This is a genomic window from Paenibacillus sp. AGC31 (genome assembly GCF_057334655.1).
In genome coordinates this window covers 1-19818 of record NZ_JBHFJH010000008.1, presented here as the reverse complement: position 1 = coordinate 19818, position 19818 = coordinate 1, and the positions used below count along the sequence as shown (strand labels likewise).

The following is a 19818-nucleotide window of genomic DNA, read 5'->3' as shown; positions in this document are numbered from 1 at the left end:
TGCAGTCGATATAGAGGTGACTCGGTTTGAAACAAAGAGTAGTAATTACCGGAATGGGCGTAATGACATCGCTCGGAAAAGATTTGGAAACGTTCTGGGGCAGTTTAATGGCAGGAAAGTCCGGAATTTCTCAGATTGAGGCGTTTGATGTTAGTGAATACACGACACAGATTGCAGCCGAGATCAAGGATTTCAACCCGGAAGAATATATGGATCGCAAGGATGCTCGCAAAATGGACCGTTTTGTACAGTTCGCTGTGGCAGCCGGCTTCAAAGCCGTTGAAGACAGTGGTCTGAAAATTAACGAGAATATTGATGCAGAGCGATTCGGTGTATCCATCGGATCAGGTATTGGTGGATTGGGTACGTGGGAGGACCAACATAACGCATTGTTGCAAAAAGGTCCAAAACGGGTAAGCCCATTCTTTATTCCCATGATGATCTCCAACATGGCTTCAGGCCAAATGTCCATTTCTCTTGGTGCCAAAGGTCCTAACATTAATGTTGTTACGGCTTGTGCAACAGGTACACACTCCATCGGAGATTCCTTCAAGCTGATTGCGAATGGTGATGCAGATGCCATGATCTGTGGTGGTGCGGAAGCAACAATCAGACCAACGGGTCTTGCAGGGTTCTGTGCGATGCGCGCAATGTCTACACGTAATGATGATCCTGCGAAGTCAAGTCGTCCTTTTGATACAGAACGTGATGGTTTTGTTATGGGCGAAGGCGCTGGTGTTCTGATTCTGGAATCCCTGGAGCATGCTCAAAAACGTGGTGCACGCATTTATGGTGAAGTGATCGGTTACGGTCTGACAGGTGATGCACATCACATGACAGAACCAGATCCGGACGGAGCAGCACGTTGCATGAAGATGGCACTTCGTAATGCGGGTATTGAGCCTGAAGAAGTAGACTACATTAATGCACACGGAACTTCGACGCCTGTAGGCGACAGATCCGAAACGCTTGCAATCAAAAAGGCGTTTGGTGATCATGCGTACAAGCTCGCCGTGAGTTCCACTAAATCCATGACGGGCCACATGCTTGGCGCTGCTGGTGGTGTAGAAGCGGTCATCTGCGGATTGTCACTGACACATCAGACACTGGCTCCAACGATTAACCTGGAAAATCAGGACCCAGAATGTGATCTGGATTATGTACCAAATGTTCCACGTCAAACCAAAGTTAATATTGCCATGTCCAATTCATTTGGATTCGGCGGTCACAATGCCACCATTATTCTCAAAAAATTTGAAGCATAAGGGGCTAGTTCGTTTGAGTGAAGATCTGAAGCAGTTACAACATAAACTTCAAATCAAATTTGACAACAGGCAGCTTTTAAAACAAGCGTTTACCCATGCTTCTTATGTAAACGAACACCGGTTCAGTCAGCATCAGGACAACGAGCGTCTGGAGTTTCTGGGCGATGCCGTGCTGGAACTGACTGTATCGGAGTACTTGTATCATTTGTATCCTAACCGTCCGGAAGGTGAATTAACTAAGCTGCGGGCATCCATTGTCTGTGAGCCTTCCCTCGTCAAATTTGCTGAAGCGTTGGGTTTTGGGCAGTATGTACTTCTTGGTAAAGGTGAGGAACTAACTGGAGGACGGACACGGCCGGCTCTGCTGGCAGATGTGTTTGAATCTTTCATTGGTGCATTGTATCTGGATCAGGGGCTTGCGCCTGTCCGGACATTTCTCGACCAGCATGTCTTCCCATTAATCGTATTGGGCAGCAAGCTGCAAATGAGTGATTACAAAACGGAACTGCAGGAACTTACTCAGCATCACAATATGGGAGCTTTGGAATACCGTATCGTTGAGGAACGGGGACCTGCCCATGAACGTGAGTTTGTCTCGGAGGTCCATATGGGTCAAGAACGGCTTGGCAGAGGTACAGGACGTTCCAAAAAGGAAGCGGAACAACAGGCTGCATCTGCAGCACTTGATCGACTGAAGCTTCCGGAAGCCGGAGCTTAACCGATAGCGCATAGACAAACGAAGAGCAAAGAGCAGCCCGCGGGTCCGCCCCGGCGGAAGTAATCGGCCGGACTGCTTTTTGCTCTTTTTTTTGTAAAGAGGTTCAGGGGGAGTTTGCCTGATCGTTAACTCATAAGTTGAATCTTATTTTACACAAAACGAAGAGTGCAGAACCAATCTGAAGAAGCGAAGCTAAAAGCTTTCTGAAAGAAAGCTACATCGGAAGCATATGCTCTGCATTTATCAACGGATTTTTCCCTTGGATAAGGGAATCAAGAAAATCTGGGGATAAGAGCGATCGGAGGATGGTACTGCAATTGGAGTGATCATGTGTAATGACAATTGTTCAATTTATTTAGCGCTTGAATGCAATACTTGAAATTTGCAAGAGGAGGTGACGAGAAACCCTATGTTTTTAAAACGGATTGAATTGGGTGGATTCAAGTCATTCGCCGACAAAACGGAGATGGAATTCGTTCGTGGCATTACGGCTGTTGTAGGTCCGAACGGAAGTGGCAAGAGTAATATATCGGACGGAATCCGTTGGGTTCTGGGGGAACAGAGTGCCAAGTCGCTGCGTGGTGGCAAGATGGAAGATATCATCTTTGCAGGCAGTGACGCACGGAAGGCCGTTAATTTCGGTGAGGTGTCGCTAACACTTGATAACGAGGATCACGCACTTGCATTGGATTTTGGTGAAGTGACGGTGACTCGTCGTGTACATCGCAGCGGAGATAGTGAATATTTTATTAACAAGCAATCTTGTCGTTTGAAGGATATTACGGAGTTGTTTATGGATACCGGCATCGGTAAGGAAGCCTACTCGATTATTGGACAGGGGCGAATCGAAGAGATTCTGAGTACCCGTTCAGAGGATCGCAGAGGCATCTTTGAAGAAGCTTCAGGTATCGTTAAATATAAATCCCGCAAGCGGGATGCGACGCGCAAACTGGATGAGACAGAGCAGAATTTGCTGCGGATTCATGATCTGGTGACTGAACTGGAAGATCAGATTGGACCGCTAAAGGAACAATCGGAGAAAGCGATCCATTATAAGGAACTTCGTTCACAGCTCAAATCACAGGAAATTTCCATGTATGTGTACCAGATCGAACAGATCCATGCGTCCTGGAGTAAGGCGAATGAGCGACTGCAATCCCTGAAGCAGGAAGAGGTTGGACTGGCAGCGATTGTCTCTACGCATGATGCCAAGCTGGAAAATGATCGGAATGCGCTGCGTATCCTGGAAACAGAGACAGAGCAACTGCAAGCCGCTTTATTGCAATTCAGTGAAGCGACTGAGAAAAGTGAAGGGCTTGGGGAATTGCTCAAGGAGCGCTCACACCATCTGCAAACGAATCAGGAGCAGCTCAAAGTAACGCTTGCCGCCAGTGAAGAGAGACATCGCGAACGGGAAACGGAGCTGCTTGCACTGCGTGAGAAGTTTGGCAAGCTTGAGCATGAACTGAATGATGTGAGAAATCAGTTGTCTCAGGAAGAAGCCAAACTCATCGGTGTTACAGGTGGCATTAGTCAACAGCAAGAGGAAAGCCTCAAAGGCAATTTGCTGGAACTGATGAATCAGATGGCTCAGACACGAAATGAAATTCGTTATGTGGATCAGCAGAAAGAAACGCTGGAGCGCAGGATGAATCGCGCGGCTGAAGAATCAGGCAAATGGGAAGATCAGAAAGAGACACTGGAAAGTCGCAAAGCGGACATTGAGAAAAAAGTTGTTCGTTTGGGCAAAGAAATCAGTGATCTGCGTGGTGGTTACATTACGGAAAGTGAACGACTTCAGTCGTTGCAGAAGCTGCTCGAAGAAAGTCGAGGCACGGTCCGTAAATGGGAACAGAAGCGTGAAGCTCAAGTCTCCCGCCGCGATACGATGAAAGAGATGCAGGATGATTTTGACGGATTCATGCTGGGTGTCAAGGAGGTCCTGAAGGCTTCACGTAAAGGTACGCTCAATGGTGTTCATGGAGCTGTGGCTGAACTTGTTAAAGTTCCCGAGAAGATCGAACTTGCCGTAGAGACTGCAATGGGAGCATCCTTGCAGCATGTGGTCATGGAAAATGAATCAGTTTCCAGACAGGCAATCGCTTTCCTGAAGCAACGCCAGTTGGGGCGTGCAACGTTCCTGCCTCTGGATGTCATTCGTCCTCGTGCCATTGGAGCGGCTGAACGTTCCATGATCGAAGGTATGGAGGGTTTTGTGGGGATCGGTGCTGATCTTGTACAATTCGAATCCAAGTACGCTTCGATCATTGGCAGCTTGCTCGGTAATGTTATTATTGCCGAAACGCTGGAGGTTGCCAATAAAATTGCGGCTCGTTGCCAGTATCGTTTCCGTGTCGTGACCCTTGAAGGTGATGTGGTCAATGCCGGTGGTTCCATGACGGGTGGTAGCCAGCACAAGAAAAATGTGAGTCTGCTCAGTCGGAAACGGCAGCTGGACCAGCTCGACCAGGATATTTTGGATACCGAAAATCAGATCGTGAAACTGCATCGCAGTGTGGATGATGTAAAAGTTCAACTGGAGCAGTGTCAGGACAAACTGGATGAACTTCGTCAGTCCGGTGACGATACCCGAAATGCAGAACAGCAGGCTTCGATGGAAATGAAGCAGGTAGAGCATGAGCTTCGCCATGTGCTTGAACAGGTTGCCGTTGCCGGGCAGGAGAAGAGCGGCTTCACCGAAGAGATCAAAGAGCTGGATACGGCTCGTATCGTCGCTGTGAAGAAGCTGGAGCAGCTTGAAGAGGAAGAAAAAGCGACCCATCGTGCCATTCATGCAGCTGAGTTTGCTCGGAAAGCCAATGAATCCGCGAAGGAAGAATTGCAGAGCCAACTCACCGAATTGAAAGTGCGCGAAGGCAAGCTTGATCAGGAGCGATTCTCCAATGGAGAACAATTGCGACGTTTGGAGCGGGAAGTGGAGTCGTTGGTGAAAGATCTTCGTCAGAATCGCACGTTGCTGGCTTCGATGGAAGCAGATCTCAAGAAAACACAGACCGAGAGTGTTAAGCAGATTGAAGATCTGAACCAGTACAAGCTGAAAAAAGCGGAAGCTTCCCAGGAGCTGGACTTCAAACGTGCTGCCCGAAGTGAGTTGTCGAAGAAGCTTGAGCTTGCCGAGAGCGAAACGAAGGAACAGCGCACGCAGTTAAAAGCTGTGGAAGAGCAGATGCGACAGACGGAAATTTCCGTGAACCGGCTGGATGTTGAGCTGGAAAATATACTTCGAAAACTGACGGATGAATACGAACTGGGCTATGAACTGGCCAAAGAGCGTTATCCTGTGCCGGAAGACGTGGAGCATACACAGGCAGAGGTACAGAAGCTGAAGCGCAGTATATCGGCCCTGGGTGATGTGAACCTGGGAGCGATTGAGGAGTTCCAGCGAGTCAATGAGCGATACGAGTTCCTGAGTGAACAGAAGAATGACCTGGTGGAAGCTAAAACAACGTTGTATCAGGTTATTCGGGAAATGGAAGACGAGATGGCGAAGCGATTCAAGATCACGTTTGATGCCATCCGCCGTGAGTTTGGTACCGTGTTTAGCAAGCTGTTTGGCGGGGGACGTGCTGACCTTGTTCTGATGGACCCGGAGCGCTTGCTTGAAACGGGAATAGATATTGTGGCTCAGCCACCAGGCAAGAAACTGCAAAACCTGCAACTGTTATCCGGTGGGGAGCGAGCTTTGACGGCGATGGCTTTATTATTTGCCATTCTGCATGTCAAACCTGTACCATTCTGCGTGCTGGATGAAGTAGAAGCAGCACTGGACGAAGCTAACGTGGTACGTTTTGCCCAGTACTTGCGTGAATTCTCCGAACAGACACAGTTTATCGTTGTTACCCATCGTAAAGGTACGATGGAAGAGGCAGATGTGCTGTACGGTGTTACAATGGAAGAGGGCGGAGTATCCAAGCTCGTTTCGGTTAAACTGGAAGATGAGGAAGCAGTAATTGCCTGATCTGATCCAAACCTGCGAGACAAACGAACTCATTGTAATCATTGAAAATCATTCTGATTGAGCATTTTTGCAAAAGCGCTTAGATTATGTACACGATGGAGGGGCTTTATGAGTTTTTTTAAAAAGCTGAGAGACAGCATTGCAAGCAAAACGGAGTCGGTCACCAAACAGTTCAAGGATGGATTGGAAAAGACACGTAAAGGGTTAGTGGAAAAAGTTTCGGATCTCGTAATCCGCCGCAAAAAAATCGATGAAGAGTTCTATGAAGAACTGGAAGAGATTTTGATCGGAGCAGACGTTGGTGTGAATACAGTCATGAATCTGATCGAAGACCTGCGCGTTGAGGTGAAAAAACGCAAAATTGAGGACGCGGCTGAGTTGCAGCCTGTATTGTCCGAGAAACTGACGGATCTTCTTCGCGGTGAACAGAATAACGAACTGAAAATGAACCCGGATGGCATTACTGTCATTTTGTTCGTTGGTGTTAACGGTGTTGGTAAAACAACAACGATTGGCAAGCTGGCACATCGATTTAAACAGCAAGGTAAAAAAGTCATCATGGCAGCTGGAGATACGTTCCGTGCCGGAGCCATCGAACAGCTGGAAGTATGGGGACAACGTGCCGGTGTCGATGTGATCAAACAGCAATCTGGTTCTGATCCAGCAGCGGTTATGTATGATGCGGTGCAGGCAGCGAAACAACGGGGTGCTGATGTACTCCTCTGTGATACAGCAGGTCGTCTGCAAAATAAATCGAATCTGATGGACGAGCTTAACAAGATCTATCGTGTCATTCAGCGTGAGATTCCGGATGCTCCGCATGAAGTACTGATGGTGCTGGATGCAACAACAGGTCAAAATGCTTTAAACCAGGCTAAACTTTTCGGTGAGAAAAGCGGTGTAACTGGCCTCGTATTGACGAAACTGGATGGAACAGCTAAAGGCGGGATCGTTGTTGCGATCCGTCAGGAGCTGGACTTGCCTGTGAAGCTCGTAGGACTGGGTGAGAAGATTGATGATCTGCAGCCGTTTGATTCGGAGCAATTTGTGCATGCTTTGTTCGCCGGATTGATTCAGGAACAGCCAGCGGAAAGTGCTGAAGAAGAGGAAGCAAATTCCTAGAACCATTAATAAGTAGGATGAATTAATAATGTTAACCGTATTGCCAGTGATATACGTGATAAGTGTCACGTGTAATGTCACTGGCAATACGTGTATAATGGAGGTATAAAGAAGGCAATGTTAAAGGGTTAGAAAGGACGGTTGAAAATGGCCAATACGTATACCTATTCTCGCCGTGAAGAAGTCGCCAATGCGGTGACACATGGAATCGGCGCTGCACTCAGTGTAGCTGCACTGGTGATATTGATTGTATTTTCAAGTATGAAAGGCACGGCCTGGCACGTGGTCAGTTTCACGATCTACGGGATCACCATGCTGCTGCTCTATACAAGCTCTACACTCGTGCATGCATGGAAAGATGGAAGAGTGAAAGATTTATTTGAGATTTTCGACCATTCTTCCATATATTTGTTTATTGCCGGATCATATACTCCGCTTTTATTTATTGCTGTTCGCGGTACACTTGGATGGACCCTGTTTGGTATAATCTGGGGTATCGCATTATTCGGCGTGATCTTTAAGGCGTTTTTTACGAAAAGGTTTCTATTCATGTCCACGATTTTCTATATTGCGATGGGCTGGCTCATCGTTATTGCCTGGCAACCGCTTATGGCTGCCATTCCTACAGGCGGAATCGTGCTGCTGGTTGCTGGAGGCCTGATGTATACACTGGGTACGCTCTTTTATGTATGGCGTGGATTTCCGTACCACCATGCGATTTGGCATCTCTTTGTGCTAGCAGGCAGTATTCTTCATTTCTTTATGGTACTGCTGTACCTGACACCACTTCGTTAAAACACCATAAACGGATGCATCTCCACGGACTGAGATGCATTCGTTTTTTCTTCTACATAGAGGTGGATTGCAGAGATACAGACAGGATTTGCTTGTTGTAAAAAGGGGATAAAACCACCCGTTAAACATCGAAATAACATATCATCAGAGCTGTTTTTATTGTGACAAGTATTTTTGCTTGACAACCTGATTTGTTTTAGGTATTATTAGGAACGTTGCAAGAGTGTAAAGTGTTTTTCCTTGACGAAGGGAGTGCCCCGATGTGAGTCAAGAAAATCGGCTTGAGAAGACAAACCGGATTAACTTGCTGTTTGCTTTTTATGAATTGTTACTTACCGAGAAACAGCAGACTTTTCTAAAGTATTACTTTCATGACGATTTCTCACTTGGTGAAATTGCAGCCGAGTTTGAGATCAGCCGCCAGGCGGTATACGAGCATATCAAGCGTGCCGAACAAGTGCTGGAAAATTACGAAAGCAAGCTGGGCTTGCTGGAAAAGCATGAACGGCGTAATCGCAATCTTGAAGATTTGCAAAATGCATTGGAACGCGCAGGCGTCTCCATTGATAACAACAAACAAATACACGATATCGTTGCTCAGCTTAGTGAATGAAAAGTTGGCTGAGCGGAATGTATCGGTCTTGAAAACAGTATTAAAGCTTAAGGAGGTGGGATCATGGCATTTGAAGGATTAACGACCCGATTACAGAATGTGTTCAGCAAGCTGCGCGGCAAAGGCAAGGTGTCTGATGAAGACGTAGCCGAGGCTATGCGCGAGGTACGTCTGGCATTGCTCGAAGCGGATGTAAACTTCAAAGTGGTCAAGGAATTCATCGCCAAGGTGAAAGAGAAGGCTGTTGGCAAAGAAGTGATGGAGAGCTTCACGCCAGGAATGGTCATCATCGACATCGTTAACAAGGAACTAACGGATTTGATGGGTGGAAGCCAAGCGAAACTGGCTAAAGCGAACAAACCGCCTACGGTGCTGATGATGGTTGGTTTGCAGGGTGCTGGTAAAACAACCACGTCCGGTAAACTGGCTAAAATGCTGCAAAAGCAAAACAGCAGACCATTGCTTGTTGCAGGAGATATTTATCGTCCGGCAGCGATCAAACAGTTGCAAGTACTTGGCGAGCAGATCAAAGCGCCGGTATTCACACTGGGAGATCAGACAAGCCCTGTTGAGATCGCACGTCAAGGTCTACAACATGCCAAAGATAACGGTAATGACTATGTTATTATCGATACAGCTGGACGTCTGCATGTTGATGAAGAACTGATGGAAGAACTTCGCCAGATTCACAGCGTAGTGAATCCGGATGAAGTACTGCTTGTCGTAGACAGCATGACAGGTCAGGATGCGGTTAACGTAGCAGAACACTTTAATCAGCAGCTTAATCTGACCGGGGTTGTCCTGACGAAGCTGGATGGCGATACTCGTGGTGGTGCTGCACTTTCTGTCAAAGCAGTTACGGGTTGTCCAATCAAGTTTGCTTCCCTTGGAGAGAAACTTGACGCTTTGGAGCCGTTCCACCCGGAACGTATGGCTTCACGGATCCTCGGTATGGGTGATATGTTATCTCTGATTGAGAAAGCACAATTAAACATTGATACTGATAAAGCCAAGGAAATGGAACGGAAGATGCGTAATGCAGAATTCACGTTTGAAGATTTCCTGGAGCAGATGGATCAAGTGAAAAAGCTGGGACCAATCGATCAGATCATGGATATGATTCCTGGCATGGGCAAGATGAAACAAGCCAAGGATCTGAAGGTTGATGATAAACAGATGGGCCGGATTGAAGCGATCGTTTACTCAATGACGACCGAGGAGAAACGCAACCCGGACATGATCAACCATAGCCGCCGGAAGCGTATTGCTACCGGAAGCGGAACATCTCTGGCCGAAGTAAATCGTCTGATCAAGCAATTTGATGAGATGCGCCGCATGATGAAACAGTTCTCGGATATGATGGGACCTAAAGGCGGTAAAAATAAAGCGATGAAGCAGCTTAAAGGTATGGGTAAAGGAATGAAGTTTCCTTTCCGTTGATTTAAGCGAAGCTGGATCATATACAGATTTCATTGAAGGAGGTGAATTTTCAAATGGCAGTTCGTATTCGTCTGAAACGTATGGGTGCTCACAAAGCTCCTTTCTACCGCGTAGTGGTATCGGATTCCCGTTCCCCACGTGACGGTCGTTTTATCGAGGAGATCGGTTACTACAACCCGGTTGAACAACCGGCTGTTGTTAAGATCGATGAAGATAAAGCATTGGCATGGCTTCAAAACGGTGCACAAGCATCTGACACTGTCCGCAACTTGCTTAGCAAAGCGGGCGTGATGAAGAAGTTCCACGAGTCTAAATTATCTAAATAAAGTGCTGATTCGGAGGGTCATCTATGGAAGAATTAGTAAGCATAATTGCTAAGGCTTTAGTCGATCATCCGGAAGATGTGACGGTTCGGACGGTTGAGAAAGACCGGCTTGTCGTTTATGAATTAACCGTTCATCCTGACGATGTCGGGAAGGTAATTGGTAAACAGGGACGAATCGCGAAATCACTTCGTACGGTCGTCACATCAGCAGCAGTTAAGATGGATAAACGGGTTACCGTTGATATCATATCTTAAAGATATACGAAAGGGGGTTAGGATGCATGTCCTAGCCCCTTTTCGTGCATGCTGAACTTAATACGTTGGATTAGATATTGAATTAAAATATTTTTGGGTATGAGTGACTTCGGAGCAGTGCAGGGGACGGGATCGATTCTGGAGAAGCGTTAGCGTTCGCCTTTATCACCTCATTTTCACCTTTTAAAGTAAGTTCAAAAAATGAGGGGGTAACAGCGATCGAAAGAACGAACCGTCGCCGGAACGACCGTACGAGAGTCGAAGTAGCTGTTTAGTTTGATTTAATTTCGTAGGAGGAACGTATGGCAGAGTTTATGAATGTAGGTAAAATCGTTAATACGCATGGAATTCGCGGTGAGGTGAGAATCATGCCTTTAACCGATTTCCCGGAAGTGCGTTTCGCGAAAAATGCAGAGTTGTTTTTCTTTACACCAGATAATCATCCAGTCATGGTTAACGTGGAGTCTTCACGTTTGCATAAAAATATGTATATTCTTCGTCTGAAAGAGTACGGCAATATTAATGAAGTAGAAAAGTTTAAAGGCGGCATGGCCAAAGTGTTAAAAGAGAACCTGGCTGAGCTGGACGAAGGTGAATACTACTTCCATCAAATCGTTGGGTGTTCGGTCATCACCGAAGAGGGTGAAACGCTTGGAACCATCTCTGAAATTTTGACTCCGGGTGCCAATGATGTATGGGTTGTCAAAACGCCAGCAGGTAAAGAAGTGCTGATTCCCGTTATTGATGATGTAGTGCTTGATGTGGACATCGAACAGAAGCAAGTGAAGATTCACCTGATGGAAGGGCTGCTGTAACATGAAAGTGGATGTATTAACGCTATTCCCGGAGATGTTTGACGGTGTATTTGGAGCAAGCATTTTGGGTAAAGCCCAAACGAAGGGGCTGGTGTCCCTCGGTGCAACCAACTTCCGTAATTATGCGACCAATAAACATAATACAGTAGATGATGCCCCTTATGGTGGAGGTGGAGGCATGGTGCTAAAACCAGATCCGATCTTTGCTGCTGTAGAAGATGTTCTGGAGCAACGCGGAGAAGCTGCGACATCGATGAAACCTCCACGTATCATTCTAATGTGTCCGCAAGGTGAGACGTTTACACAGAAGAAAGCAGAAGAACTTGTGCAGGAAGATCATCTGATTTTTATATGTGGACATTATGAAGGTTACGATGAGCGCATCCGCGAATTTCTCGTGACGGATGAACTATCCATTGGTGATTACGTACTCACGGGTGGGGAGTTACCTGCTATGGTTGCGATCGACAGCATCGTACGTCTTATACCCGGTGTGCTTGGCAATGAGACAAGTGCCGTGACGGATTCCTTCAGCACTGGACTTTTGGAATACCCACATTACACACGTCCACCCGAGTTTAGAGGCATGAAAGTACCGGACATGCTGTTGTCAGGACATCACCTGAACATTGAGGCGTGGCGCAGAGAGCAATCTTTGCTTCGTACGCTGGAGCGCAGACCGGAGATGTTGGAAACAGCGGATTTGACGGACAAAGAGCGAGTTTGGCTGAAAAAGATAAGCTCAAACCGTGAAAATGGCACAGAGTAAGTATAATCGTTAAACACGTAAATATTAAATATCCAGAGTTGCAAAAGGCCAACCTTGATACCCACAGGTTGGCTTTTTTTGTGTACATTGAAAAGAATACTGGATTTTTATTGGTATATTCTATAAGATAAAAATATAATTAATGAAACTAGGTTTCATTAAGTGAAACGAAAGGCGGTGTATGAATGTACAATATTATTGGTCTTGATCATATTCAGCTCGCAGCACCAGAAGATTGTGAAGTGCAGGCGCGTCATTTTTTCAATAAAGTACTGGGCTGGACGGAGATTCCTAAACCTGAAATTCTGAGAAAACGTGGTGGTGTATGGTTCGAGTGTGGCAGACACCAAGTGCATATTGGAGTACAAAGAGACTTTATTCCCGCCACAAAAGCTCATCCGGCATTTCATGTACAACATTTGGATCAGTTGCGTGAACATCTCATTCATAACCAAATTCATATTGTCGATGACGAAGCAAGGGCAGATGAAGGTGTAAGACGTTTCTATATAAATGATCCTTTTGGCAATCGCCTTGAGTTTTTAGAGTGGGTTTAAAATCATTCGTTTACATCGTTTAATTACGTAGGCACTTTTTTGCAGCTTTGAACTTTTTTGCATGATTCTAAATGGGGTTGTAAAAGAAAGGGATTTTCTTTATGGTGAACTCAGCTGGAATTCAATAATAAAGATAGCTGAGGAGGAAGGTTATGAATCATCAGCCTTATGAAATCGCCAGAGTAGATATTAGCCAAGCCGGAGAACGCTGCAAAATGCTTTTGGGAGATCTGAATGGGGACGGTAGACTTGAAATGTTGCTGGTACAGGCAGATGGGGGTATAGACGATCGGTATGTTCCGCATCAGGTATGTTGTTTGACTGTGTTTGATCTGGAAGGAACATTACTATGGCAGGTCGGAACTCCCGATCCCGATGCAGGTGGTCCGGGTTCAGACTATCCCGCTCAGGTCGCAGATTGGGATGGAGATGGAAATAATGAAGTATTGTGTGTGATGGACAAACAATTTCTCGTATTGGATGGCCGGACCGGAGAGATCAAAGAAACACGTGATCTGCCAGGTGATGAAGCACATGACTGTATTATTCTCGCCAATCTGACGGGTAACCAGCAGAGAATGGACCTTATACTGAAAGACCGCTATAAGACGTTATGGGCACTTGACCATGATTTTAATTTGTTATGGAAGCATGAAGGGAATCCAGGACATTTTCCATGGGTATATGATATCGATGGAGATGGGAAAGATGAAGTGATGGCCGGATATGACATGTTGGATCATGATGGGACGTTATTATGGTCTTGTCTTAATCTCGATGATCATGCTGACTGTATATGGTTTGGAGACGTTGACGGTGATGGGGAAGTTGAGGTTGTTATCGGTGGCAGTGTTACGGTCATGATGGACCGCTATGGTAATGAGAAGTGGCGTTATGAAGATTCGATTGAATCACAGCATATTGCGTTAGGTCATTTTTGTACTGGAATGGAAGGTTTACAGATTGCAGGTCTGGACCGGATTGTCCGTGGGGATGAGCATGGTAAGGATGGAATGTTCATGCTGGATAGCGCAGGTAGAGAAATTTGGAAAGAAAATCGCACGACTCGTGGTTGGTTAACCATTATAGAGCCTGTATGTAGATGGGATGAAGGTGGACTCGATTATATTTTGGCTTATCGCCGAGGTGGAGATGTGTTGCCTTCTTTGGTGGATGGAAATATGAAAACGGTTACTGAATTCCCGAAAGAGGGATATGTAGTACATGCAGATCTGGTTCAGACCGGACAGGAACAGATCATCATCTATGACGCAAAGGAAGCAGTGATTTATTCCAGTTCTCCGATGACATTATCACTTACCGATGCAAAAAGAGCCAAGCCACAGCTCAAAAGGCTGTATAGCTCGACTCTGTATCCAGGCGGTGAAGTTAAACTCTAGGTTTCACTGGTCATTCTCCGATGCAGGTAATTCGTTCTGCGGACTGGATTCGGGTTGAAGCAAGGACGCCAGATCAGTACCTGTCGAGACCGTCAAGCGAGGCAGCTTCATGGGATGATCTCCTGGATGCACAAATCCAGACTTTACGGTAAATGCCATGCGATATCCATGTTGTTGTAACTTGTAGATCATCTGTGTGCTGGTATAACCAAATGGATAGGCCAGATAAGGTGTGTCTATCCCCGTTTGCTTCATATGCTGGATATCATCATCCAGAAGGCTGGTGTCCAGACCGACAGGCACACTGTTACCACAGCGCATAAATCCCTTGTGATGCAGATTATAGGTATGGCTGTTGAATTCAAATACGTCAGTTGCCGCCTGCATCTCTGGCTTGGAGATGAAACTGTTAATGGAGGGCTCAAATTCAGAAGGTTGATCTTGAATTTTACTGCCTATGACAAACAGCGAGGCGTGAAAATTATATTTCTGAAGCACAGGGTAAGCTAATGTATAATTGTTCTGGTATCCGTCATCAAAGGTAATGACAATGGACTTCTGTGGTAGGGAAATTCTCCCGTTAACATATTGTTCAAGCTGATTCAGTGTAATCGTTTGGTAGCCTTCATCATGCAGGTATTTCATATTTTGCTCAAAATCCTCCAGATTAATGATGGATTTATTATCTGTCTCGTGATTATTCAATTTGGGCTCTATGTAATGATACATCAGTACAGGGACTTCTGTAGCCGTACCTTGTTCAATCTTGAAGGTAGAACGATCCAGCGCAGATTGGTTAGAGAAGTCAGTGTGTGACAGCTCGAATGCTTTGCGTTTGACTATGTCCCAGGATGTGCAGGCTTTGTGTGACAGTGCATTCGTGGGATGAGTTACGGCATATGCATATAGTGTAATGGAGCATGTGAGCATGGCAAGTAGGGCCAGTGTGATCTTATTCCAATATTTCATGAGTCTTTGGATTCTCCTTTTAAAGTGGTCAATAAGTTATATCATAGACGATATTGCTACACGGGAAGTTACAGTATTTTTTCCTGCATCAGGTTGACTTGCAGATGAGAACGTTGATTCATGATCCATATGAGAGAATGTATTTTAGAATGAGGTCAACATGAGATGGAGATGAGTATCAGCGTTGCTGATTGAACAATAGGCATTCTGTCTAATTTCTCTTGTGTTTTGATATGCTGCGTGATACAATAAGTCTGTTATGTGGAATACGGCGGTCCTCTATGGATAATGAAGGAGACAAGGTGATCTCTGGAAGAAGTATGAACGCCTGTACGGAAGGAGGGAGTCATAGATGAATATCGTTCAAGCGATTACACAAGAACAACTTCGTAAGGATATTCCGAGTTTTCGTCCTGGTGACACTTTGAAAGTGCACGTTAAGGTAATCGAGGGAACTCGTGAGCGTATCCAATTGTTCGAAGGTGTTGTGATTAAACGCCGTGGTGGTGGAATCAGTGAGACTTTTACAGTTCGTAAAATTTCTTACGGTGTAGGTGTGGAAAGAGCTTTCCCGCTTCATTCCCCAAAAATCGATAGAATCGAAGTGGCTCGCCGTGGTAAAGTTCGTCGTGCGAAGCTTTATTATCTTCGTGAACTACGCGGTAAAGCAGCGAGAATTAAAGAAATTCGTTAATATAACGGATACCGGGAAGGGCTTGGAGACAAGCCCTTTTCGTTTTTGTCCGGGAAAAGTTGAACCGGAGGTACACTTCCGAGTAAAATGGTATGGCAACGCATGCGGGAATAGTCCGGGAGGCTTGTAAAATCAGTTATTGGAAAACATTTGAATTGTGGATTAAATGTACTGTAATGCTTGGTGAAAGATTACATAACTGATGTGAATGTTTTGTATCCATCCATTGAGTTATTGGAACGATACAGAATGCTGGATGTGTGTACTGCTATAAACATGTACTGTGAAGAGAGGAAGATCTTGAATGGAACAAGAAGTTCAACATGACCGGGGCAATCCTGCCGAAGAGAAAAACAGTCGATCCAAAAAAGCCAAAAATGAAATTGTTGAATGGCTTAAAGCCATTGTTATCGCATTAGTTCTCGTCATTCTCATTCGGTGGTTGCTCTTCAAACCGTTTGTTGTGGACGGTCCGTCCATGCAGCCGAATTTTGAAACGGGTGAACGTGTGATCGTCAACGAGATCTTATATGATATCAGAGAACCAAAGCGCGGTGAAGTTATCGTCTTCCACGTACCATCCGAAGGTCGGGATTTCATTAAACGTGTTATTGCTGTAGAAGGTGATACCGTTGAGGTTCAGGACGATACCGTGATGGTTAACGGTAAAAAGGTTGATGAAACGTATATTCAAGGAGCCATTGATGCAGCTGAAGCAAATGGTGGAACCTATAACGTGAAGGATTTCCCGAATGAGCAGTTCCCTGATGGCAAAGTGCCTGCAGGTCATGTGTTTGTCATGGGAGATAACCGTCCAAATAGTACAGACAGCCGTATGATCGGTTATGTTTCGTTAAAAGATATTATTGGTCGTGCAGATGTGATTTTCTGGCCGATCGGTGAGATCAAGTGGATCAACCACTGAAATTGAAGTAAATAATGAGGTGAAGACAAGGTGACGATACAATGGTTTCCAGGTCATATGACTCGAGCCAGACGCCAGATTCAGGATAAGTTAAAGCTCATCGACGTGGTCATCGAACTATTGGATGCCCGTCTGCCTGTCTCCAGCCGTAATCCGATGATTGACGAAATATTGCTGGATAAACCCCGGATGATTTTGTTGAACAAATCGGATTTGGCAGATGCCAAAGTGACGCAAGAATGGATTGAATATTTCAAAAAAGAAGGAATTACTGCTTTTCCTGTAGATGCTTCGACAGGCACTAATGTTAAAGACATTCCGGTACAGGCGAAGCTTCTTCTTAAAGAAAAAATTGACCGTCAAATTGCTAAAGGGATTAATCCTCGTGCGGTTCGCGGGTTGATCGTAGGGATTCCCAATGTAGGTAAATCAACACTGATTAACCGACTGGCTGGACGGAGTATTGCGTTAACAGGAGATCGTCCTGGTGTGACGAAGGGGCAACAGTGGATTAAGGTAGGCAAAGAAATGGAGTTATTGGATACTCCAGGTATTCTTTGGCCTAAGTTCGAAGATCAAAATGTAGGTTATCGTCTTGCCGTAACTGGTGCGATCAAAGAAGAAATTCTGAATGCAGAGGATATCGCCTTTTTTGGAATCAGTTATCTGATGCGTTATTACTGGGACGCTTTGGAAGAGAGATACGGACTTCAGGAGTTCTCCAGGGATGCAGATGATTCGGACAGTGTTATTGCGATTATGGAACAAGTCGGCCGTATCCGTGGTTGCATTGTAAGCGGTGGACGCATTGATCTGGAAAAGGCATCACGAGCATTTCTGCGTGAACTGCGGGCGGGTAAAATGGGACGTTTTTCTATGGAAGCTCCCTATTAAAAAAATGGACTCTACACGATGAAGATCATTATCTTTATCTGTTCATTTCATATATACAAGTGCCGAAAGAAGCGGCCGTTACCGGATTACCGGGAGCGGTCGTTTTTTTGTGTATACCAACGTGGGAGTAGAGCTGGAACATACGTCGAAAACGATAAAATGGAAGAGGATTGAAGAACAGTGCGCTTTATGGAATTGGCAGACCTATATATCAGGTGCGTCAGAATCGTGCTATGATGAATGGTGGTGCAAATTAGAATACACGAGGTCTGATATATTCAATTTAAACCATCAAATACCGATAAATGAAGACATCACTATCTTTATATTGAAAACCCTCAAGGAAAAGTTTTGCTGTGAGAGACAGGTTGTACAGAACAAAAGACAGAGGATATACGTCTATATTATAAAAAATTGTAAGTGATACACATGCTGAAAAAGCGTGGGTAGAGGAGATGAACGTTATGGTTGAAAATAAAGAAGAGATCGGGTTGAATCTACTGGAGAACCCAATTGGACCAAAGAAGAAAAAAGAAGCCAGTGAACCTCGAGATCTGTTGCTCTATGAGCGGGAGTATTGGGACAGTGGATTTGAACGTATTGCTGGTATTGATGAGGTAGGACGGGGATGTTTGTTTGGGGATGTTGTCGCAGCTGCAGTTATTTTACCGAAGGATCTCATCCTGGAAGGTGTGAATGATTCCAAGAAATTAACGGAGAAAAAACGTGATGCATTATATGACGTCATTATGGAAAAAGCGCTGGCGGTAGGTATCGGGTACGCGGATGCCGAGACAATTGATCGGCTTAACATCAAGCAGGCTGCGAGACTTGCGATGAAACGAGCTGTTGAAGCATTGGGAGAAACTCCTGATTATATGCTGGTGGATGCCGAGAAGGTGGATGTGAATGTACCTCAACTGTCCATTATTAAAGGTGACGCCAATAGTCAATCGATCGCAGCGGCATCTATTATTGCCAAGGTAACGCGAGATCGGCTGTGCAAGGAAGAATGGGATACGTTATATCCGGAATATGGTTTGTCGATACATAAAGGATATGCAACAAAAGTTCATCGGGAGCAAATTATGGCATTGGGGGCAACCCCGATGCATCGGCGCAGTTTTCTGGGCAACCTGCTTGGAGAGCAGCAATCGTTGTTTTAACACAGGTTTAAAGAAAGGAGGGGGAGAGATTTGAATATCGGTTCCATGATAAAGGGGTTAATGGGAGATAGTAAACCCGGCAATGCCAAACCGCTTGAATTAAAGGAAGGTCAGGTGGTTCGTGGCTCCGTCGTTAGTGTATCCGATGATGGGGGAGAAGCAGTTCTGCAGATTCAAGGTGTGCAAGTGCGCGCCAAGTTGGAGACTCCACTCCGTCCGGGTGAGACCACGTTGCTTCAAGTGCAACCTCCAGGTGAAAATGGCATAACGGTAATGAAACCTATGACGGGTACACTTGCTGAGCTGCCACAAGCTTCGCTGAACAACCTGCTTAAGGATGTAGGACTGCCGGATACAAAAGGGAACCGGGAACTGTTACTTGCCATGCAGCGTAGTGGAGTGCCGCTCACGAAGGATAATGTGGCTATGGTCCAGAATATGATGACTGCCAAACCTGCACAGGTCCCTGTGGAAGAATGGGTGCAGGCGACAGGGATTGCTTTTCAGCGTGGCCTTCCGGTTACGGCGGAAACAGTAAAAGGATTACACCAGACGGTGTTTGGCCCCCCTCTGCATCAGTTATTAAGCGGGTTGGCTGACCAGTTGGAAACGATGCTGACACAAACAACAGGTAAACCGGTACTGACTGGAGAACAATCTGCTACGTTGAAACCAGCAGTCATGGCTGGTGCACCTGTAGTACCGAATGCATCACAGACGGAAGAAGGATTGGCTACATCAGGCAATGGTCGTCAGGTGACTGGAACTGGAACACCTGCTTTGTCAACGCAGCAAGGACAAGCGGCATTGGCAGGATCTATATCCATGACTGATAGTGGGGCAGAGGATGCAGGTACTGTGGTGAAAGGAAACATGCAGACTGGTGGAGGTACAGGAAATGCTGAAGCCGGGGCCAAAGCAGTTTCCAGCAATGTTGAAACAGCTGGCAAAGGAGGTGCGGGTATTCCGTCTGGAACCGGAATACCTGGCGAGAGCCCGCGCGGGGCTGACGCGGGGCAAGCTGTGAGCCGCCCGGGAACCCCAGGCGCGGCTACAGAATCTGTGGCTGGCCGTGCAAGTGCAGGCCAGCCTGAAGCAGGCGCGGCCGGGCGAACTG

18 protein-coding genes and 1 pseudogene are annotated in these 19818 nt (G+C 45.9%); 18 read left to right on the top strand and 1 reads right to left on the bottom strand.

What is annotated here, in order from left to right; translation table 11 throughout:
• Positions 1–26: 26 nt before the first annotated feature.
• From fabF to ACE04G_RS05635, 13 genes are all read left to right on the top strand, one after another.
• Positions 27–1265 (top strand): beta-ketoacyl-ACP synthase II, encoded by a 1239-nt coding sequence (gene fabF, locus ACE04G_RS05695; protein WP_062833763.1) that lies wholly within the window; start codon positions 27–29, stop codon positions 1263–1265.
• Between the two features lie 13 nt (positions 1266–1278).
• Positions 1279–1983 carry a ribonuclease III gene (rnc, locus tag ACE04G_RS05690; protein WP_036670338.1) on the top strand — a complete coding sequence of 235 codons (705 nt, stop codon included), beginning with the start codon at positions 1279–1281 and terminating at the stop codon, positions 1981–1983.
• A gap of 409 nt (positions 1984–2392) precedes the next feature.
• Positions 2393–5962 (top strand): chromosome segregation protein SMC, encoded by a 3570-nt coding sequence (gene smc, locus ACE04G_RS05685; RefSeq protein WP_221824201.1) that lies wholly within the window; start codon positions 2393–2395, stop codon positions 5960–5962.
• A gap of 108 nt (positions 5963–6070) precedes the next feature.
• A complete protein-coding gene (ftsY, locus tag ACE04G_RS05680; RefSeq protein ID WP_091031943.1) occupies positions 6071–7084 on the top strand; it encodes a signal recognition particle-docking protein FtsY in 1014 nt (337 codons plus the stop codon).
• A 147-nt stretch (positions 7085–7231) separates the two neighbouring features.
• Entirely contained in the window at positions 7232–7879 is a 648-nt protein-coding gene (trhA, locus tag ACE04G_RS05675; protein WP_339184022.1) for a PAQR family membrane homeostasis protein TrhA, read from the top strand.
• A gap of 262 nt (positions 7880–8141) precedes the next feature.
• Positions 8142–8492: a YlxM family DNA-binding protein gene (ylxM, locus tag ACE04G_RS05670; RefSeq protein WP_017689221.1), complete on the top strand. Its 351-nt coding sequence runs from the start codon at positions 8142–8144 to the stop codon at positions 8490–8492.
• Positions 8493–8555: 63 nt separating this feature from the next.
• The gene (ffh, locus tag ACE04G_RS05665; protein ID WP_062833767.1) at positions 8556–9932 is read left to right on the top strand and encodes a signal recognition particle protein; all 1377 of its coding nucleotides are present in this window, start codon (positions 8556–8558) and stop codon (positions 9930–9932) included.
• A 53-nt stretch (positions 9933–9985) separates the two neighbouring features.
• Positions 9986–10258, top strand: a complete 273-nt coding sequence (gene rpsP, locus ACE04G_RS05660; protein WP_017689219.1) for a 30S ribosomal protein S16 — start codon at positions 9986–9988, stop codon at positions 10256–10258.
• Between the two features lie 23 nt (positions 10259–10281).
• On the top strand, positions 10282–10512 hold the full coding sequence (locus ACE04G_RS05655; RefSeq protein ID WP_017689218.1) for a KH domain-containing protein: 231 nt from the start codon (positions 10282–10284) through the stop codon (positions 10510–10512).
• Between the two features lie 302 nt (positions 10513–10814).
• The gene (rimM, locus tag ACE04G_RS05650) at positions 10815–11327 is read left to right on the top strand and encodes a ribosome maturation factor RimM (protein WP_091031941.1); all 513 of its coding nucleotides are present in this window, start codon (positions 10815–10817) and stop codon (positions 11325–11327) included.
• A 1-nt stretch (position 11328) separates the two neighbouring features.
• Positions 11329–12096, top strand: a complete 768-nt coding sequence (gene trmD, locus ACE04G_RS05645; protein WP_449003856.1) for a tRNA (guanosine(37)-N1)-methyltransferase TrmD — start codon at positions 11329–11331, stop codon at positions 12094–12096.
• A gap of 185 nt (positions 12097–12281) precedes the next feature.
• The gene (locus ACE04G_RS05640; protein ID WP_221824196.1) at positions 12282–12653 is read left to right on the top strand and encodes a VOC family protein; all 372 of its coding nucleotides are present in this window, start codon (positions 12282–12284) and stop codon (positions 12651–12653) included.
• A gap of 152 nt (positions 12654–12805) precedes the next feature.
• A complete protein-coding gene (locus ACE04G_RS05635; RefSeq protein WP_449003855.1) occupies positions 12806–14053 on the top strand; it encodes a hypothetical protein in 1248 nt (415 codons plus the stop codon).
• A 3-nt stretch (positions 14054–14056) separates the two neighbouring features.
• Here the strand turns inward: ACE04G_RS05635 and ACE04G_RS05630 are convergent, their stop codons facing one another.
• Positions 14057–15022: a polysaccharide deacetylase family protein gene (locus ACE04G_RS05630; protein WP_449003854.1), complete on the bottom strand. Its 966-nt coding sequence runs from the start codon at positions 15020–15022 to the stop codon at positions 14057–14059.
• A 352-nt stretch (positions 15023–15374) separates the two neighbouring features.
• On the opposite strand from ACE04G_RS05630, the gene rplS reads away from it, so the two are divergent.
• From rplS to ACE04G_RS05605, 5 genes and pseudogenes are all read left to right on the top strand, one after another.
• Complete coding sequence (rplS, locus tag ACE04G_RS05625; RefSeq protein ID WP_024630190.1) at positions 15375–15716, top strand: 50S ribosomal protein L19; 342 nt, start codon at positions 15375–15377, stop codon at positions 15714–15716.
• A 304-nt stretch (positions 15717–16020) separates the two neighbouring features.
• The gene (gene lepB, locus ACE04G_RS05620) at positions 16021–16641 is read left to right on the top strand and encodes a signal peptidase I (RefSeq protein ID WP_017689211.1); all 621 of its coding nucleotides are present in this window, start codon (positions 16021–16023) and stop codon (positions 16639–16641) included.
• A 30-nt stretch (positions 16642–16671) separates the two neighbouring features.
• Complete coding sequence (ylqF, locus tag ACE04G_RS05615; RefSeq protein WP_221824193.1) at positions 16672–17535, top strand: ribosome biogenesis GTPase YlqF; 864 nt, start codon at positions 16672–16674, stop codon at positions 17533–17535.
• 464 nt (positions 17536–17999) lie between these two features.
• Positions 18000–18701 carry a ribonuclease HII gene (locus ACE04G_RS05610; protein ID WP_260632959.1) on the top strand — a complete coding sequence of 234 codons (702 nt, stop codon included), beginning with the start codon at positions 18000–18002 and terminating at the stop codon, positions 18699–18701.
• A gap of 30 nt (positions 18702–18731) precedes the next feature.
• Positions 18732–19818: pseudogene (locus ACE04G_RS05605) on the top strand (hypothetical protein); the annotation flags it as partial.

Coding starts and splice junctions, on each gene's coding strand:
- smc (WP_221824201.1), top strand. CDS start 2,393: ATGTTTTTAAAACGGATTGAATTGGGTGGATTCAAGTCATTCGCCGAC.
- ftsY (WP_091031943.1), top strand. CDS start 6,071: ATGAGTTTTTTTAAAAAGCTGAGAGACAGCATTGCAAGCAAAACGGAG.
- trhA (WP_339184022.1), top strand. CDS start 7,232: ATGGCCAATACGTATACCTATTCTCGCCGTGAAGAAGTCGCCAATGCG.
- ffh (WP_062833767.1), top strand. CDS start 8,556: ATGGCATTTGAAGGATTAACGACCCGATTACAGAATGTGTTCAGCAAG.
- rpsP (WP_017689219.1), top strand. CDS start 9,986: ATGGCAGTTCGTATTCGTCTGAAACGTATGGGTGCTCACAAAGCTCCT.
- ACE04G_RS05655 (WP_017689218.1), top strand. CDS start 10,282: ATGGAAGAATTAGTAAGCATAATTGCTAAGGCTTTAGTCGATCATCCG.
- rimM (WP_091031941.1), top strand. CDS start 10,815: ATGGCAGAGTTTATGAATGTAGGTAAAATCGTTAATACGCATGGAATT.
- trmD (WP_449003856.1), top strand. CDS start 11,329: ATGAAAGTGGATGTATTAACGCTATTCCCGGAGATGTTTGACGGTGTA.
- ACE04G_RS05640 (WP_221824196.1), top strand. CDS start 12,282: ATGTACAATATTATTGGTCTTGATCATATTCAGCTCGCAGCACCAGAA.
- ACE04G_RS05635 (WP_449003855.1), top strand. CDS start 12,806: ATGAATCATCAGCCTTATGAAATCGCCAGAGTAGATATTAGCCAAGCC.
- ACE04G_RS05630 (WP_449003854.1), bottom strand. CDS start 15,022: ATGAAATATTGGAATAAGATCACACTGGCCCTACTTGCCATGCTCACA.
- rplS (WP_024630190.1), top strand. CDS start 15,375: ATGAATATCGTTCAAGCGATTACACAAGAACAACTTCGTAAGGATATT.
- lepB (WP_017689211.1), top strand. CDS start 16,021: ATGGAACAAGAAGTTCAACATGACCGGGGCAATCCTGCCGAAGAGAAA.
- ACE04G_RS05610 (WP_260632959.1), top strand. CDS start 18,000: ATGGTTGAAAATAAAGAAGAGATCGGGTTGAATCTACTGGAGAACCCA.